This window comes from Microbispora sp. ZYX-F-249 (genome assembly GCF_039649665.1).
Classification (GTDB): Bacteria; Actinomycetota; Actinomycetes; order Streptosporangiales; family Streptosporangiaceae; genus Microbispora; species Microbispora maris.
In genome coordinates, this window is record NZ_JBDJAW010000009.1 from 86,046 (window position 1) to 102,756 (window position 16,711).

Genomic DNA, 16,711 nt, shown 5'->3' on the forward strand with positions numbered 1-16,711 from the left:
CAGGTGACGAATTGACGGACAGTCAGGGCGTCGTCGTCCGCGTGCCGGCGACGAGCGCCAACCTCGGCCCCGGTTTCGACAGCCTCGGCCTCGCGCTCGACCTGTACGACGAGGTCGAGGCCGAGATAACCGAATCGCCCGGTGTGCGAATTTCCGTGGAGGGCCAGGGCGCCGGTGAGCTGGACGAGGGCGAGGGCCACCTCGTCGTCAGGACCATGCGCGCCACGTTCGACCGCATGGGGTTCGCCCAGCCGGACGGCATCGCCTTGCGCTGTCGCAACCGCATTCCGCACGCGCGGGGGCTCGGCTCGTCGTCGGCCGCGATCTGCGCCGGCATCCTCGCCGCGCGCGCCCTCGCACGCGGGCGGGGCGCGGGCGACCTGCCGGACACCGAGGTGTTCGCGCTGGCCACCGAGCTGGAGGGGCATCCCGACAACGTGGCGCCGTGCCTGGCGGGCGGACTCACCATCGCCTGGACGGACCAGTCGGGGGTGGCGAGTATGGTGAAACTGACTCCGCACGAGGACGTCCGGCCGGTGGCGTTGATCCCGGATTTCCGGTTGTCCACGGAGGAGGCTCGGGGGCTGCTGCCGAAGGAAGTACCGCATTCGGACGCGGCGGCCAACGCGGGGCGGGCGGCTCTGCTCGTCGCGGCGCTGACGCGGAGACCCGAACCGGATCTCCTGCTCGCCGCCACCGAGGACCGCCTGCACCAGGGGTACCGCGCTCCCGCGATGCCGCGCACCGCCGAACTGGTGCGACGGCTCCGCGAGGCCGGGGTGCCCGCCGTCGTCTCGGGGGCCGGTCCGACGGTTCTCGCGTTGACGACACGGGACACCAAGGATTTGATCGCGCCAGAAGTGGGTAATGACTGGCACATCCAGCCAATGAACGTCGACCCGCTTGGTGCGTACGTTCGGTTTCCCGAGACACGCTGATGCTTCTTCGACCTTCAGGGAATAGCTGTGCGCGCTGGTGATGTTAGGCTGATAGCCGCACCAGGTGCCCCCGTGTTGGGTGCGTGCTTGTCATTCGCACATCGCTGCACTTCGCCTCGCGTCCTTCGACGCGGGCAGGGCGATTTCCCCGAAACCGTTTCCTCCAGTCGGCACACCTCCGGGTGGCATGGCCGGGGGTGGCGTTCTCGGAGACATGCGCGTTCGAACCACCAAGACATCTGGTCGGTGGCGGCAATCCGGGGGATCGCCCCCGGGCACCTACCGCTCGCGAATCCCGAGAGTCATCGACACATGAGATTCGCGAAGCCCGACCCGGTCTGTCCCGCCGGGTCGCATCACCGGGACGCCTGGACGCACGATTCTGGCGCCCGACCCCTGGGAAGGACCCTTAGTTGAGCGACACCACCGAACTCCTCTCCGACGGCCAGGCCGCCGGCGACACCCCCACTTCCGCCCCGGCCCGTCCGCGACGTCGCTCCGGCACCGGCCTGGCTGGCATGGTGCTCCCCGAGCTTCAGGCCCTGGCGACCAGCCTCGGCATCACGGGGACCGGACGGATGCGCAAGAGCCAGCTCATCGCGGCCATCCAGGAGAAGCAGGGCGGATCGGGAGAGACCGCGGCCGAGCCGAAGGCCGCCGCCGAGGCGCCCGCGGTCGCCGAGCGCCCCGCCCGTGGCCGCAGGGAACGTTCCCGCGCCGCCGCGGCGCCCGCAGCCGAGGCCGCGCCCGCTGCCGGGCCCGCCGCCACGTCCGCTGCCGAGCCGGCCGTCGCGGCCCGCGAGGAGCGTCCCGTGGTCGAGGCCGCGCCCGCCGTGACCGCCGAGGCCGCGCAGAACGGCGTCGCCGCCGTCGCCGAGCCGCAGGCCGAGGCCGCGCCGTCCGAGACCCGCGCCGAGCGTCCGGAACGCGGCGACCGCCGCGAGCGCCGTACGCGCGGCGAGCGGGGAGAGCGGGGCCGCGAGCGTGACGGCCGCGGTGACCAGCGCGGTGACCAGCGCGCCGCCGACGCGGGGGACGGCGGCCAGGGCCGTCGTGACCAGCAGAACCGCGGCGACAACCGCACCGAAGGACGCGACGGCCGTGACGGCCGCTCCGAGGGGCGCGGCGACAGCCGTACGGACAGCCGCGGCGACGCCAAGGGCGACCAGGGCGACGAGGGCCGCGGGCGCCGTGGCCGCTTCCGCGAGCGCGGCCGCCGCGGGCGTGACCGCTTCGAGGGCAACGAGCCGGTGATCAGCGAGGACGACGTCCTGATCCCGATCGCCGGCATCCTGGACATCCTCGACAACTACGCCTTCGTACGGACCAGCGGTTACCTGCCGGGCTCGAACGACGTGTACGTCTCCCTCGCCCAGATCCGCCGCAACGGCCTGCGCAAGGGCGACGTCATCACCGGCGCCGTCCGGCAGCCCAGGGACGGCGAGCGGCGCGAGAAGTTCAACGCCCTCGTCCGTCTCGACACCGTCAACGGGATGGACCCGGAGCAGGCCCGTCAGCGGCCGGACTTCAACAAGCTCACGCCGCTCTACCCGCAGGAGCGCCTGCGCCTGGAGACCGAGCCGAACGTCCTGACCACGCGGATCATCGACCTCGTCTCGCCGATCGGCAAGGGCCAGCGCGGCCTGATCGTGTCGCCGCCCAAGGCCGGCAAGACCATGGTGCTCCAGGCGATCGCCAACGCGATCACGCGCAACAACCCCGAGTGCCACCTGATGGTCGTCCTCGTGGACGAGCGTCCTGAAGAGGTCACCGACATGCAGCGGTCGGTCAAGGGCGAGGTCATCCACTCGACCTTCGACCGTCCGGCCGAGGATCACACCACGGTCGCCGAGCTCGCCATCGAGCGGGCCAAGCGGCTGGTGGAGTTGGGCCACGACGTCGTCGTCCTGCTCGACTCGATCACCCGTCTCGGGCGCGCCTACAACCTCGCGGCGCCCGCGAGCGGCCGCATCCTGTCCGGTGGTGTCGACTCGACCGCGCTCTACCCGCCGAAGCGTTTCTTCGGCGCCGCCCGCAACATCGAGAACGGCGGCTCGCTGACGATCCTCGCCACGGCTCTCGTCGAGACCGGCTCCAAGATGGACGAGGTCATCTTCGAGGAGTTCAAGGGCACCGGCAACATGGAGCTCAAGCTCAACCGGTCGCTCGCGGACAAGCGCATCTTCCCGGCGGTGGACGTGGACGCGTCCGGCACCCGCAAGGAGGAGATCCTCATGGCGAAGGAGGAGCTGTCCATCGTCTGGAAGCTCCGCCGGGTCCTGCACGCCCTCGACATGCAGCAGGCGCTGGAGCTCCTACTCGAGAAGATGAAGGAGACCAAGTCCAACGCCGAGTTCCTGCTCCAGGTGCAGAAGACCACGGTCAGCAACGACCGCGACTGACGCCTGCTCGACCTGCGCCCCGGACGGCCTCGCCGTCCGGGGCGCCGGCGTTTCCGGTCATGGGCGCGTCCCCGCGGCTGTACTGCGTGTGTCATTCCCGTACCCCGTCGGAGCGTCCCGCCTGGCGGGCTTCGTATGAGCGCGCACCGTCCGGCCGCGGCGGCGGACCTGCCGCGCCCGCCCTCGACGTGCGCGACCAGCGCGCTGTCGCGGGGGAATAGTCCATGGCCTGGGATGGTTGGAGGATCTGGCACACTGGTAGCCGAACCGCAGCGGTACCGGTTCCCGCGCCGCGCATCACGGTGTGCCGATGCGCGAGTCCGTGACAGACGGAGCGACCCGGCGACCGCGCCTAGCGTTAGGAATGAGACATGAAGCCCGACATCCACCCGGAGTACGTGGTCACCCAGGTGACCTGCACCTGCGGGAACACCTTCACCACGCGTAGCACCGCCACGAACGGCGTGATCCACGCCGACGTCTGCTCCGCCTGCCACCCCTTCTACACGGGTAAGCAGAAGATCCTCGACACCGGTGGCCGGGTGGCGCGCTTCGAGAAGCGCTTCGGCAAGAAGGCCCAGAGCAAGTAGCTCCTCCAGGACGCCGGCTCGGGGGTGCCCCTTTCTTGGGGCGTCTCCGGGTCGGCGTTCTTGGTGATTACGGCCTTACGAGGAGCTTGAGCAAAGGAGCGTGCGGTGAACCTCGACGAGATCATGAGCGAGTACGCGGATCTGGAACTGCGGCTCGCCGACCCCGCCGTGCACGCCGACCAGAGCAAGGCGCGGACGTACGGCAAGCGTTACGCCGTGCTCACGCCGATCGTCGCGACGTACCGGGAACTCGAGGGCGTACGGCAGGACCTCGCGGCCGCGCGCGAACTCGCGGCGGAGGACCCGGCGTTCGCGGAGGAGGCGGCGGAGCTGGAGGGCCGCATCCCGGTGCTGGAGGAGAAGCTCACCCGTCTGCTGGTCCCGCGCGACCCGAACGACGACAAGGACGTCATCATGGAGATCAAGGCGGGCGAGGGCGGCCAGGAGTCCGCTCTGTTCGCCGGAGACCTCCTGCGGATGTACCTCAGGTACGCCGAGCGGATCGGCTACAAGACCGAGATCATCGACGCGCAGCACTCCGACCTCGGCGGCTACAAGGACGTCACCGTCGCCATCAAGGGCAGGGAGGGCGTCTGGTCGCGGCTCAAGTTCGAGGGCGGCGTGCACCGCGTGCAGCGAGTGCCGGTGACGGAGTCGCAGGGCCGCATCCACACCTCGGCCGCCGGCGTGCTCGTCTATCCCGAGGCCGAGGAGGTCGACGTCCAGATCGACCCCAACGACCTGCGCATCGACGTGTTCCGCTCCAGCGGCCCCGGCGGCCAGAGCGTCAACACCACCGACTCGGCGGTGCGGATCACCCACCTGCCGACGGGCGTCGTCGTCTCGTGCCAGAACGAGAAGAGCCAGCTCCAGAACAAGGAGTCGGCGCTGCGCATCCTGCGCGCCCGGCTGCTCGTGATGGCGCAGGAGGAGGCCGAGGCGGCCGCGATGGCCGAGCGCAAGTCGCAGGTGCGTACGGTCGACCGCTCCGAGCGGATCCGCACCTACAACTTCCCGGAGAACCGCATTTCGGATCACCGGGTCGGCTTCAAGGCCTACAACCTGGATCAAGTCCTGGACGGCGATCTCGACGCGGTGATACAGGCTTTGCTCGACGCCGAACTCGCGGAGAAACTGGCCGCTCATTCGTGAGCCGATCGCGAGCCTGATGAGGGGACGATGGGAGAAGCGGTGATGGACGTGGGTCCGCAGACGAGCGTGGGCCGTCCCGGCGGCCGGCCCGCGCACGACCGACGATCCCCAGGCCACGCCGCGACAACCGTGCCGTAAGAGACAATGACCTTCCTGCTCGACGAAATCGCCCTCGCCACCGCCCGGCTCGCCGAGGCGGGAGTGCCGTCACCGCGAACGGACGCCGAGGAGATCGCGGCCTTCGTGCACGGCGTGCCGCGCGGCATGCTGCACACGGTCAAGGACGCCGACTTCGACGCGCGGTTCTGGGAGGGCGTCGCCCGGCGCGAGGCGCGCGAGCCCCTGCAGCACATCACCGGCCGGGCCTACTTCCGCTACCTCTCCCTCGAGGTGGGCCCGGGCGTGTTCGTGCCCAGGCCGGAGACCGAGGTGGTGGCCGGCTGGGCGATCGACCGGCTCCGTGAGATGGACGTCGCATCCCCCGTCGTGGTCGACCTCGGCACCGGTTCCGGGGCCATCGCGCTGTCGATCGCCCAGGAGGTCGCGCTGGCGCAGGTGCACGCCGTCGAGATCGACCCCGTGGCGTACGGCTGGGCCAAGCGCAACATCCTCGAACACGGGCAGGGCCGCACCACCCTGCATCCCGAGGACCTCGCCGACTGCCTGCCCGAGCTGAACGGCCAGGTGGACCTGGTCATCTCCAATCCGCCGTACATCCCGCCCGGAGCGATCCCGCGCGATCCCGAGGTGCGCGACTACGATCCCTCCCGCGCCCTGTACGGGTCGGGTGAGGACGGACTGGACGAGGTGCGGGCCGTCGAGCGCACGGCGCGGCGGCTGCTGCGGCCGGGCGGGTTCGCCGTGGTCGAGCACGCCGACCAGCAGGGCAACGCCGTGTACTGGCTCTTCTCCGAGGAGAACGGCTGGCGCGACGTGCGGTTGCGCCAGGACCTGACCGGCCGGGACCGGTTCGTCACGGCGCGGCTGAGCCAGGACTGACCCGAACGGCCCGGCGAGCGGTCAGGTGGCGGCTGAGCCGGGCGGAACACGTGGAAGGATGACTTCGTGAGCCGACGGTTTGACTGTGCCGACCAGATCGAGCGGATGACCGGACTGGCGGAGGCGACCGCGGCGGTACGGCGGGGCGAGCTCGTGGTGCTGCCCACCGACACCGTCTACGGGGTCGGTGCCGACGCCTTCACCCCTTCCGCCGTCAACGCGCTGCTGGAGGCGAAGGGCCGGGGCAGGGACATACCCGTGCCGGTCCTCGTGGGCACCGTACGCGCCGCCAACGCGCTCGTGGAGAGCCTCGGGACGTACGGGCAGGACCTGGTGGACACCTTCTGGCCCGGGCCGCTCACGCTCATTCTGAGGGCCAACCGGTCGCTGTCGTGGGACCTCGGCGACGCCAAGGGAACGGTCGCCGTCCGCATGCCGCTGCACCCGGTCGCGCTGGATCTCCTCAAGGAGACGGGCCCGATGGCGGTCTCCAGCGCCAACCGGTCCGGCAACCCGGCGGCCACCACGGCCGACGAGGCCGAAGAGCAGCTCGGGGACTCGGTGGACGTGTACCTCGACGGCGGCCCCTGCGAGGACACCGTGCCGTCCACGATCGTCGACCTGACCACCGCCGTGCCCCGGGTGCTGCGCAAGGGCGCGATCCCGGTGGACAAGATCCGCAACCTCGTCGGGTACCTCGCGACCGAGGAATGACCGGGATCCGGGCGCACGTCTCATGCTGTGAGACAACGCCGCGGCCCTGACCAGGGTGATCGATGCCGTCTGGCTATCGGGCTTCTTTACTGATGCCGCCCCGGCTACCGTGAAGTGCGCCGATATCTCTGTGGAGGCGCGCCGATGGCCAAGCTCGACGGGATGGATCCGAAGCTCGTCCGTGAGTTGCTGGCGGGGGTTCAGCACGCCGCGCGGCAGATGGACGGCATCGAGGCCCGGGTGAGTCAGTTGACGCGCACGGCCGGCGTCTCCGTGCATGTGACCCACCGGCCTTCACAGGTCGCCGACGCGTGCTCGGCCATGGTCAAGGACGTCACGAACCGTGTGGTCCTGCTGGAGAAGAAGGAGAAACAGCAGAGCGCGGGCAAGGCGCCCACGGCCAACGCCTCGTTCACCGAGGAGAGGGACACCACCGCGCCCGCGGACGATCCGGCGCCGAAGCCCGGCACACAGGGCGACAAGACCGACAAGGGCGACGCCAAGCCCGATCACAAGGCGGACCACAAGCCCGATCACAAGCCCGATCACAAGGCCGACGCGAAGACGGACGACCACAAGGCCGACGGCAAGGCGGACACGAAGCCCGAGGGCACGTCCGAGGGGAAGGCGGGTCACGAGAGGCAGGACGCTCCCCGCTCGTCGTCGTCCGGGAACGTTTCGGGCGATTCCGGCGCGGCCGGGAAGGGCGAGACCTCCCATCGGGCGCACGGCGCCACGGACGGCGCCAGCCGCGCGAACGGCGACGGCGGAGGCCGCGGCGTGGCCGAAGGGGAACTCGCGGACAAGCCCCGCCACACGGTCGAGGGCTCCCTCGCCCAGATGCCCGCCTCGACGCACGGCCCCGCCCACGCCGCCGACGACGGTGGTACGGCGACCCGCACGGGCGCGGGAGCCGGCTCCGAGACGGCCCAGGGCGCGGGCATCCGCCAGGTGCAGCAGCCCGCCGGCCCGGGTCAGCCCGTCGGCGAGGGTCCGGCCGCGAGCCAGAACCAGCCCGTCGGCGCCGGGCAGGGCGCGGGCCACGACCAGGGTGCGGGCCAGGCGCAGCCGGTCGGCGACGGCCAGGGCGCCGGTCAGAACCAGTCCGCCGCCCAGCACCAACCCGTGGCCCAGGGGCAGGACCAGAGTCCGGGGCAGGGTGCGCCGGCCGGTTCCAAGGCGGCCGGGGAGCAGCCCTCCACGGGTGGCAACGACTCACAGTTCTACGACACCCCCGGCAAGGATCACCCGGACGACATCGACCCGGCCGGCCGGCATGTGGCCGTCGTCGACGGTGTCAAGGTCGTCAGCACGCCGATGAACCAGCCCAGCGCCGAGTACATCCAATGGCTGAACGAGCACATGCAGGACGTCCAGCCGATGGATGTCCCCAGCGTGGACGCACAGACGGTGAGCGACGGCGGCGCGCACCCGGATGGGCCGCCCGGGTTGGTGCCGCCCGCCGAGCCGACCAACCCCGCGGCGAAGCAGCCTCCGCAACCGGGTCTCGCGCCGGGCGATCCCATGGGCGCCTATGTCGGCACGCCCGCCGACAACCTGTCGGGTGAGCCGTACGGCCCGGGCGACCAGAGCGCAGCACAGGGCAGTCCGGCGGCCCACAACGCGGTGACCGCGAGCGCCGGCGGTCACGCGTACACGGGTGACACAGCGGTGAGCGGTACGGCGATCAATGCCGCGCAGCCGGCGGCGACGACCGAAGCCACCCCGGCGGCCACCGTGCCTCCGGCGGGGGCGCCCGCTACCAGTACGGCCGACACGACCAGTACGGCGGTCGGTGCGGTGCATCCGGTGGATACTGCCGGTGCGAGTGGCACCGGGCAGGCGGCTGCTACGGCCGCGACGGCCACGGGCACCGCCCATCCGGCGACGGCCGGCGCGGCCACGGGGGCCGCGCCTCCGGCGGGCACGGCAGGTGCCACGGGTGTGGCGGACGCGGCTCCTGCGGCACCGGGTGGAACGGGTACGGCGACGGGCGCTTTGCAGGCGGTGGACGGCTCCGCCAGCGGGGCCGGCCAGGCGGCGGGTGCGACCGGCACGGCGACCGGCACCCTGCATGCGGCGGGCCCGGCGGCCGGGCACGGCCAGGCGGCCGGAACGGTGGGAGCCACCGCCGCGACGGGCACCGGCGGGGATGGCACGACGGACCACGCCGGGAGGATCGGTGCGGGCGACAGGGTCGACGGCGCGGCCGGTGCGAGCGGGCGAGTGTGCGACAACGATGCCGCCACGGGCACGACGGGCGTGGCTCGGGAGGGCGCGGGCACGTATGGCACGGGCACGCACGGCCCCGGAACTCATACCCCGGGTGCTCATGCCCCAGGTACTCATGGCGCGGGCGCCCAGGGCGCGGGCAGTCATGGGATGGTGCATGGGCCGGGAACGCACGGTGCCGGGACACATGCCCCGAGTGCGCATAGCCCGAGTGCGCATGGACAGAGCGCGCATAGTCCGAGTGCGCACGGTCTGAGCGCGTATGGCGTGGACATGCATGACTCGGCGGTCGACGGGATGGCGGGGACGCCGGATGCGGGCCCACGTCCCGATCCCCGATCGCCCGCTGCCGCGCAGCCCGAAGACATGCGGCCCGGAGACATGCGGCCCGGAGACATGCGGCCCGGAGACGTGCTCAACCACCCCGCGCGCCACTCCCACGGCGAGGGCGCACCGCGCATGCGCCCGGATCACCATCGCGACTTCGGGCCGGTGGACACGCCGGACATTCCCGTCCCGGAAAGGGAGTGGGGCAAGGACGACTGGGTGGACAGGAAGGTCCAGCCCGACAGGCGCGACGAGGTTGTCGAGATCCGTACGCCGGATTCGGAGAAGTGAGCGTGCCAGCACGAGCGACACCGCCTGGGCGGGGCGCGGTGTGGGGCGACCGGCCGAGCAGTGCCGGTGGGAATCCCACCGGCATCTCCGCCGCAGGGCATGCGACGACCAATGCCGGCATTCTCGCCGGTTTCGCACAGGAGGCGTGATCGTGAGCTTTGTCGACCCGCCGGCGCCCACTCCGCTGCAGCCGGGGGAGACCCCGCCGGCGCCGTCGAGCACCGACCTGCTCTCGCCCGGCGGGCAGCCGACGGGATGGGTGTTCAACCCGGAATACCAGAAGCTCGTGGACCTGTGGCTGCAGGTGGTCCCGCTGATGGACCAGCTCACCAAGTCCCTGGACAAGCCATACGAGATGGCGCGGAGCAGGGACGTGTGGGACGCTCCGGTCGCCGGCCGGTATGTGCAGGACATCGCCGAATGGCGCAACCGGCTCGGCATGTACCGCCAGGCGGTGCTGACGGCGATCAGCGACCAGGCGGCCGACACGCCGCGCTGGATTCCGAGCAAATCGGGTGCACCGCACGCCTTCACCTCCTGATACGCCGCCCACGCGATCAATGGTCGGGGAGCGGAGCGGAAGGGAGCGAGGACCGCAGCGAAGGCCCAGCGGAGCGGGCTTCGCGAGGACCGGAGGTTCCTTCCGGCGCAGTGACCGACCCGCTCAACGCTCGGCAGTGACCGACCCGCTCAAGTCTGGTCAATGACTGACCCGCTCAAGGCTCGTCAGTGACCGACTCGCGCAGGGGGTCACGGCGACCCACTACGGCACGGGAGTGCGGTTGTCTGGGCGGTCTACTCTTGGAGCGAAGACCGCCACCGGATTGTGAGTCGGTCCAATGGACAGTTCGGAGCCGTTCTACGGGCCCGATTTCGCCCGGCTCGCCGCGCAGGACCCGGACATCGCCCAGGTGCTGCTCGACGAGGTCGCCAGGCTGCGCGGTGGGCTTCAGCTCATCGCCAGCGAGAACCTGTCCTCGCCCGCCGTCCTCACCGCGCTGGGCTCGGTGCTGAACGACAAGTACGCCGAGGGCTATCCGGGCCACAGGTATTACGGCGGTTGCGAGGTGGCCGACCGCGCCGAGCAGATCGCCGTGGAGCGGGCCAAGCGATTGTTCGGGGCCGACCACGTCAACGTGCAGCCCTACAGCGGCACCACGGCCATCCTGGCGGCGTACGCGGCCCTTCTGCAGCCGGGGGACACCGTCCTCGCGCTCGCTCTGGGACACGGTGGCCACATCGCCCACGGATCCAGGGTCAACTTCTCCGGCAGGTGGTTCCACGTCGTCTCCTACGGCGTGCGGCGGGACACCGAGACGCTCGACTACGACGAGGTAAGGGATCTGGCGCTGCGCCACCGCCCCAAAGTGATCGTCTGCGGGGCCACGGCGTACCCCCGGCGGATCGACTTCGCCGCGTTCCGCGCCATCGCCGACGAGGCCGGAGCCTGGTTGCTGGCGGACGTCGCCCACGAGATCGGCCTCATGGCCGGCGGGGCCGTTCCGTCGGCCGTGCCGTACGCGGACGTCGTGACCTTCACGACCCACAAGTCGCTGCGCGGCCCGCGTGGGGGAGGCGTGCTGTGCACCGGCGAACTCGCGCCGGAGATCGACCGGGCGGTGTTCCCCTTCAGCCAGGGCGGGCCGTTGATGCACGTGGTCGCGGCAAAGGCGGTGGCGTTCGGCGAGGCGCTGCGCCCCGAGTTCCGGGCGTACGCCGCGTCGGTGGTGGACAACGCGAAAGCGCTCGCGGAGGGGCTGGCGGCCGAGGGGCTGCGCACGGTGTCGGGCGGCACCGACACCCACCTCGTGCTGGCCGATCTGCGCGGGACCGGGGTGAGCGGGACGGAGGCGGAACGGCGGTGCGCGGAGGCCGGCATCCTGCTCAACCACAACGCGATCCCGTACGATCCGGCGCCCGCGACCGTGACCTCCGGGATCAGGGTCGGCACCCTCTGCGTGACCACTCAGGGCATGGGCCGGGCGGAAATGGCGGACATCGCGTCTCTCGTCGTCCGGGCCATACGGCAGCCCAGTGCGATAACGTCGATCCTCGAACGGGTAAAGGGGCTGACCGCGACGCATCCGGCATATCCCCGTTAGGGATAGGGCGATCTATGTCTTTTGCCCGTCACAACCGATCCGCCTATCCAGGAAACTAGGTCCGTGCGCGAATATCTCCTCTTGGCGCTCGTGGCGGCTGCGGTGACGTACCTGCTGGTGCCGCCGGTCAGGGCGTTCGCGCTGCGCATCGGCGCGGCGCCCGAGGTGCGGGAGCGGGACGTGCACACGGTGCCCACCCCGCGTCTGGGCGGGCTCGCGATGTTCGGCGGGATGGCGGCGGCGCTGCTCGTGGCGACCAAACTGCCGTACGTCGGCGGCGCCTTCGACAGCGGCCAGACGGGGAAGACGGTGGTCGCCCTCCTCGCGGCCGGCGGAGTGATCGTCATCACCGGGTTCCTGGACGACTGGCTCGGCATGGACGCGCTGGTCAAGCTGGGCGGCCAGATCGCGGCGGGCGGGCTGCTCGTCTACTTCGGCATGTACCTGCAGTTCCTCCCGATGCCTCAGTCGATGGGCGGTTCCCAGGCCCTCGACAAGACCCTGTACACGATCCTCACCATCATGATCGTCGTCGTGGTGATCAACGCGGTGAACTTCGTCGACGGTCTGGACGGGCTGGCCGCGGGCATCGTCGGGATCGCCGCGATGGCGACCTTCGCGTACTCGATCGTGCTGCAGCAGACCGCGAGCGGGTCGCGCATCAACGGGACCGCCGCCATCGCGGCGATCCTCATCGGGATGTGCGCGGGCTTCCTGCCGCACAACTTCAACCCCGCCAAGATCTTCATGGGCGACACCGGCGCGATGCTGATCGGCCTGCTGCTCGCCGCCTCGCTGATCACGAGCCTGTCGTCGGTCGAGCCGGACGCGGTCGTCGGCAAGATCAACCGGTTCCCGGTGATCCTGCCGCTGGTGCTGCCGATCGCGGTGGTGGTGCTGCCGCTGGCCGACCTCGTCATGGCCGTCATCCGGCGGACGTCGGCCGGGATGTCCCCGTTCGCCCCCGACCGCGGCCACCTGCACCACCGCATGCTCGACATCGGCCACTCCCACCGGCGCAGCGTGTTGATCATGTACGCGTGGACGTTCCTGTTCGCCTTCGCGATCGTCGGCCTGTCGATCGGCGGCGTGCCGCTCATCCTGTTCCCGCTGACGATCGTGCTCGCGGTGGCGGTCCTCGTGATCATGGGTCTGCCGCGGTGGCGGTCGCGCCGCAGCGCCGCCCAGGAGCAGAAGGGCGACCAGCGGGCCGATGCGCGTCCGGCCGGGAGCCGGCCGGACGCCCCCGCCCCCGCCCCCGCCGTGCGCACGACGACGGAGCACGACACGCTCGTCTATCCCGTCGTCCCCGCGCCGGCGCCTCCCGTCGCTCCCGGCCCCGTCACTCCGGGCCCTGCCGCTCCCGCCGCTCCGGGCAGGCTTCCCGCCCACGGCCGGCATCCCTATCCGGGTCAGGGCGCCCCGGGCGGCCCGGGGGTCCCTCCGACCACTTCCCGAGCCGACACGGGGACCTTCCGCTGACCCGTCCCCGCAGGTGGACGCCGACCCGAAACGCCTGGTAAAGGCGGCACTCCGGGGCTTGTGATAGCTTTCACTAGCAAGGGGCGAGGGCAACGACGCCCCTGCAGGTAGCAATCGCTCGTTTGACAACCGATTCTGGAGTCCCATTGCAGGCCAACGACGTGCGCGTTCTCAAGGGCGCCGCCGTGCCGACCTTGATCGTCGGTCTTCTCGCCGCGCTCGTCGCGGTGTTCACGACCGGGGCCAAGGGTGCGTTGGGCGCCGGCATCGGTCTCCTGGTCGTCGCCGCCTTCTTCACCATCGGCCTGATCGTCGTCTCCTGGGCCGGCCGGGTCTCGCCGATGGCGATGATGACGGCCGCCGTGGTCGGCTACGTCGTCAAGGTGCTGGCGATCATGGCGATGCTGAACGCCTTCGACGGCACCACCGCGTTCAACTCCCGCGTGTTCGCGCTGAGCGTCATCGCGTGCACGCTCACGTGGACCATCGGTGAGATGCGCGGATTCATGAAACTCAAGATGCTCTACGTGGAGCCTGAGGCGAAGGTTCCCGGGCAGGGCCCGTCATGACCGCGCGTACGGGGCAGCCCGATATGACTAGTCCGCATGGCTCCTGCTATCGTCGTGCCGCGATGAGCGAACAGGAGCGCAGGCCCGAGACCGACGGCCGCGACTTCGCCGACGCCGCCTGGTCAGTCCCGAGCTATCTGCTCTCCGGGATTCTGGTGTGGGGCGGCCTCGGCTGGTTGCTGAGCTGGTTGACCGGCGTGCATGCGTTCATCCCCATAGGCGTCATTCTCGGGGTCGGGCTGGCTGCCTACCTCGTCTATCTGAAGTACGGCCGCTGACAGCGGGCCCGCTTCCCACGCTCTTCTGTTGATCCAATCGTTGAAGGGAACGCCCGTGCGCGAGCGTAGCGAACGGACGAACAAGCACATGCTTCGGGCATTCGGCCCCGAGCAGGTAGGCGAGGTGGCCAAGTGACCCCCCTCAAGCTCGTCGCCGATGACTTCACGGCGCCGGGACCGTCCATCTTCGACTTCCCGCCGCTGTACGAGGGTGCGCCGTACTGGCTGACCAAGCCGGTCCTGATGGCGATCTTCGGCGCCCTCGTGGTGTCCGCCGTGGCGTGGAGCGCCTTCGCCAACCCGAAGCTCGTGCCCCGGGGCATGCAGAACATCGGCGAGATGGGCTACATGTTCGTCCGCGACCAGGTCGCCCGGCCGTTCCTGGGCAAGGACGCCGAGCGGTGGATGCCGCTGCTGCTCAGCTTGTTCTCCCTGATCCTGCTGTGGAACCTCTTCGGCGTCATCCCGCTGATCCAGATCCCGGTCGCGTCGCACATCGCGTTCCCGGCGGTCTTCGCCGCAGTGATCTACATCATCAAGGTCTACCTGGGCATCAAGCACCAGGGCCTGGGCGGCTACTTCAAGAACATGATGTTCCCGCCGGGACTGCCCAAGCCGATCTACGTGCTGCTCGCGCCGATCGAGTTCCTGTCGAACCTGATCATCGCGCCGTTCACGCACGCCGTCCGACTCTTCGCGAACATGTTCGCCGGCCACCTCATCCTGGCCTTCTTCAGCATGGTCGGGTTCTGGTTCCTCTTCGAGAAGCTCACGCCGCTCGGATCCGGCCTCGGCGTGCTGGGCGTCGTCATGACGATCGCGATGACCGGCTTCGAGATGTTCATCCAGTTCCTGCAGGCCTTCCTGTTCACCATGCTGGCCGCCATGTACATCGGCGGCTCGCTGCACCCCGACCACTGACGGTCCCCGAAAGTTCCGCCCCCGGACTAAGACCAGACCGGTGAAGCACTCACCGGCCGACCAGTAAAGGAAGAACACCAATGAGCGTTCTCGCTGCTGTCACCGGCAACCTTGGCGCCATCGGCTACGGCCTCGCCGCCATCGGCCCCGGCATCGGCGTGGGCATCATCTTCGGCCAGGGTGTTCAGGCCATCGCCCGCCAGCCCGAGGCGTACGGCCTGATCCGGCAGAACATGCTGCTCGGCTTCGTTCTCACCGAGGCGCTGGCCCTCATCGGCCTCGTCGCGCCCTTCATCTACCCCACGAGCTGACGTACCCACTCTGACGGAAGGCTGCACCCATGACTATGGCAGCTACGTTCCTCGCGGCTGAGGGCGAGAGCCCCCTCATCCCGCATGCATACGAGCTGGTCGTCGGCAGCTTCGCCTTCCTCGTCGTCTTCCTCGTCGTCGGAAAGATCCTCACCCCGCGCATCCAGAAGACGCTGGCCGAGCGGACCGAGGCTATCGAGGGCGGCATCAAGAAGGCCGAGGACGCCCAGGCCGAAGCCCAGCGCACTCTGGAGCAGTACCGGGCGCAGCTCGCGGAGGCCCGCCAGGAGGCGGCCCGCCTGCGCGAGGAGGCCCGCGAGCAGGGTGCCGCGATCAAGGCCGAGCTCCGTGAGGAGGCCCAGGCCGAGGCGCGGCGCATCATCGAGGCGGCGCACGCCCAGATCGAGGCCGACCGCCAGCAGGCGTTCACCCAGCTGCGCGGTGAGATCGGGCGTCTGTCCACCGAGCTGGCGAGCCGCATCGTCGGCGAGTCGCTCGAGGACGAGGTCCGTCAGCGCCGCATCGTCGACCGGTTCCTCGAGGAGCTCGAGGGCCGCCCGGAGGCGGTTCGCTGATGCGCGGCCTCAGCAGGACCGCCCTCGCGGAGGTCGAGGAGCGGTTCAACACCGCCGCCGCGACCGCCGACCTCGGCGCCCTCGCCGAGGAGCTGTTCGCCGTCGCCGACCTCTTCGACCGCGAGCACGGGCTGCGCCGGGGTCTTTCCGACCCCTCGCGCCCGGCCGGGCAGAAGGAGAGCGTCCTGCGCTCCCTCCTGCAGGGCAAGGTCGGCGACGCCGCACTGGAGATCGCGGCCGCCGCCGTCATGGCCAAGTGGTCCGGGGCCGGCGACCTGCCGGACGCCCTGGAGCGCATCGGCGTGATGTCCGCGGCCGCAGAGGCCGAGTCGGACCGCCGCCTCGACGACGTCGAGGACGAGCTGTTCCGCTTCGGCCGCATCCTCGCCGCCAACCCGGAGCTGCGCCGCGCGCTCAGCGACCCGGCCATCCCGGCCGAGCGCAAGCGCGAACTGCTCGGCACGCTCATCGGCGGGAAGGCCGCCCCCTCCACCGTCCGGCTCGTCACGCAGGCCGTTGTGCACCCGCGAGGACGTAGCCTGGAGACGGCGCTGGAGGAGTTCGGCTGGATCGTCGCGCGGGCGCGCGAGCGCCTGGTGGGCGTGGTCCGCAGCGCGGTGCCGCTCACGCAGCAGCAGAAGCAGCGGCTCGCGGCCTGGCTGCGAGCCACCTACGGGCGAGACGTCCACCTGAACGTCGAGGTGGACCCGAAGGTGCTCGGTGGGTTCTCCGTGAGGGTCGGAGACGACTACATCGACACCACGATCGCCGGACGTATCGAAGAAGTCCGCCGCCGGTTGGCCGGCTGAGGCGAATAGGGAGACAAGA

The 16,711-nt window shown here is 70.5% G+C and carries 16 protein-coding genes; all 16 read left to right on the top strand.

Features of this window, described 5'->3' with window-relative positions:
* Positions 1-11 precede the first annotated feature (11 nt).
* The 16 genes from thrB to AAH991_RS13665 all read left to right on the top strand — a co-directional run bounded on the left by thrB (position 12) and on the right by AAH991_RS13665 (position 16,692).
* Positions 12-938 carry a homoserine kinase gene (gene thrB, locus AAH991_RS13590; RefSeq protein WP_346226150.1) on the top strand — a complete coding sequence of 309 codons (927 nt, stop codon included), beginning with the start codon at positions 12-14 and terminating at the stop codon, positions 936-938.
* A 413-nt stretch (positions 939-1,351) separates the two neighbouring features.
* Entirely contained in the window at positions 1,352-3,340 is a 1,989-nt protein-coding gene (gene rho / locus AAH991_RS13595) for a transcription termination factor Rho (protein WP_346226151.1), read from the top strand.
* A gap of 371 nt (positions 3,341-3,711) precedes the next feature.
* Positions 3,712-3,930: a 50S ribosomal protein L31 gene (rpmE, locus tag AAH991_RS13600; RefSeq protein ID WP_346226152.1), complete on the top strand. Its 219-nt coding sequence runs from the start codon at positions 3,712-3,714 to the stop codon at positions 3,928-3,930.
* Between the two features lie 105 nt (positions 3,931-4,035).
* The gene (prfA, locus tag AAH991_RS13605) at positions 4,036-5,082 is read left to right on the top strand and encodes a peptide chain release factor 1 (protein WP_346226153.1); all 1,047 of its coding nucleotides are present in this window, start codon (positions 4,036-4,038) and stop codon (positions 5,080-5,082) included.
* A 144-nt stretch (positions 5,083-5,226) separates the two neighbouring features.
* Entirely contained in the window at positions 5,227-6,081 is an 855-nt protein-coding gene (gene prmC / locus AAH991_RS13610; RefSeq protein ID WP_346226154.1) for a peptide chain release factor N(5)-glutamine methyltransferase, read from the top strand.
* 66 nt (positions 6,082-6,147) lie between these two features.
* Positions 6,148-6,795, top strand: coding sequence for an L-threonylcarbamoyladenylate synthase (locus AAH991_RS13615; protein ID WP_346226155.1), 648 nt, complete (start codon positions 6,148-6,150; stop codon positions 6,793-6,795).
* A 144-nt stretch (positions 6,796-6,939) separates the two neighbouring features.
* Positions 6,940-9,645, top strand: coding sequence for a hypothetical protein (locus tag AAH991_RS13620; RefSeq protein WP_346226156.1), 2,706 nt, complete (start codon positions 6,940-6,942; stop codon positions 9,643-9,645).
* 151 nt (positions 9,646-9,796) lie between these two features.
* Positions 9,797-10,186 carry a hypothetical protein gene (locus tag AAH991_RS13625; protein WP_169982033.1) on the top strand — a complete coding sequence of 130 codons (390 nt, stop codon included), beginning with the start codon at positions 9,797-9,799 and terminating at the stop codon, positions 10,184-10,186.
* 298 nt (positions 10,187-10,484) lie between these two features.
* On the top strand, positions 10,485-11,747 hold the full coding sequence (gene glyA, locus AAH991_RS13630; RefSeq protein WP_346226157.1) for a serine hydroxymethyltransferase: 1,263 nt from the start codon (positions 10,485-10,487) through the stop codon (positions 11,745-11,747).
* 63 nt (positions 11,748-11,810) lie between these two features.
* Positions 11,811-13,229, top strand: coding sequence for an MraY family glycosyltransferase (locus AAH991_RS13635; RefSeq protein ID WP_346226158.1), 1,419 nt, complete (start codon positions 11,811-11,813; stop codon positions 13,227-13,229).
* 146 nt (positions 13,230-13,375) lie between these two features.
* On the top strand, positions 13,376-13,798 hold the full coding sequence (locus AAH991_RS13640; RefSeq protein WP_346226159.1) for a Cg1360 family ATP-synthase-associated protein: 423 nt from the start codon (positions 13,376-13,378) through the stop codon (positions 13,796-13,798).
* Between the two features lie 62 nt (positions 13,799-13,860).
* The gene (locus AAH991_RS13645) at positions 13,861-14,076 is read left to right on the top strand and encodes a hypothetical protein (protein ID WP_169982030.1); all 216 of its coding nucleotides are present in this window, start codon (positions 13,861-13,863) and stop codon (positions 14,074-14,076) included.
* 132 nt (positions 14,077-14,208) lie between these two features.
* Positions 14,209-14,997: a F0F1 ATP synthase subunit A gene (gene atpB / locus AAH991_RS13650; RefSeq protein WP_346226160.1), complete on the top strand. Its 789-nt coding sequence runs from the start codon at positions 14,209-14,211 to the stop codon at positions 14,995-14,997.
* Positions 14,998-15,077: 80 nt separating this feature from the next.
* Positions 15,078-15,308, top strand: coding sequence for an ATP synthase F0 subunit C (gene atpE, locus AAH991_RS13655; RefSeq protein WP_346226161.1), 231 nt, complete (start codon positions 15,078-15,080; stop codon positions 15,306-15,308).
* A gap of 29 nt (positions 15,309-15,337) precedes the next feature.
* On the top strand, positions 15,338-15,883 hold the full coding sequence (locus tag AAH991_RS13660) for a F0F1 ATP synthase subunit B (protein WP_346226162.1): 546 nt from the start codon (positions 15,338-15,340) through the stop codon (positions 15,881-15,883).
* Entirely contained in the window at positions 15,883-16,692 is an 810-nt protein-coding gene (locus tag AAH991_RS13665; RefSeq protein ID WP_346226163.1) for a F0F1 ATP synthase subunit delta, read from the top strand. Before AAH991_RS13660 ends, AAH991_RS13665 begins: the two co-directional genes overlap by 1 nt.
* Positions 16,693-16,711: the final 19 nt, after the last annotated feature.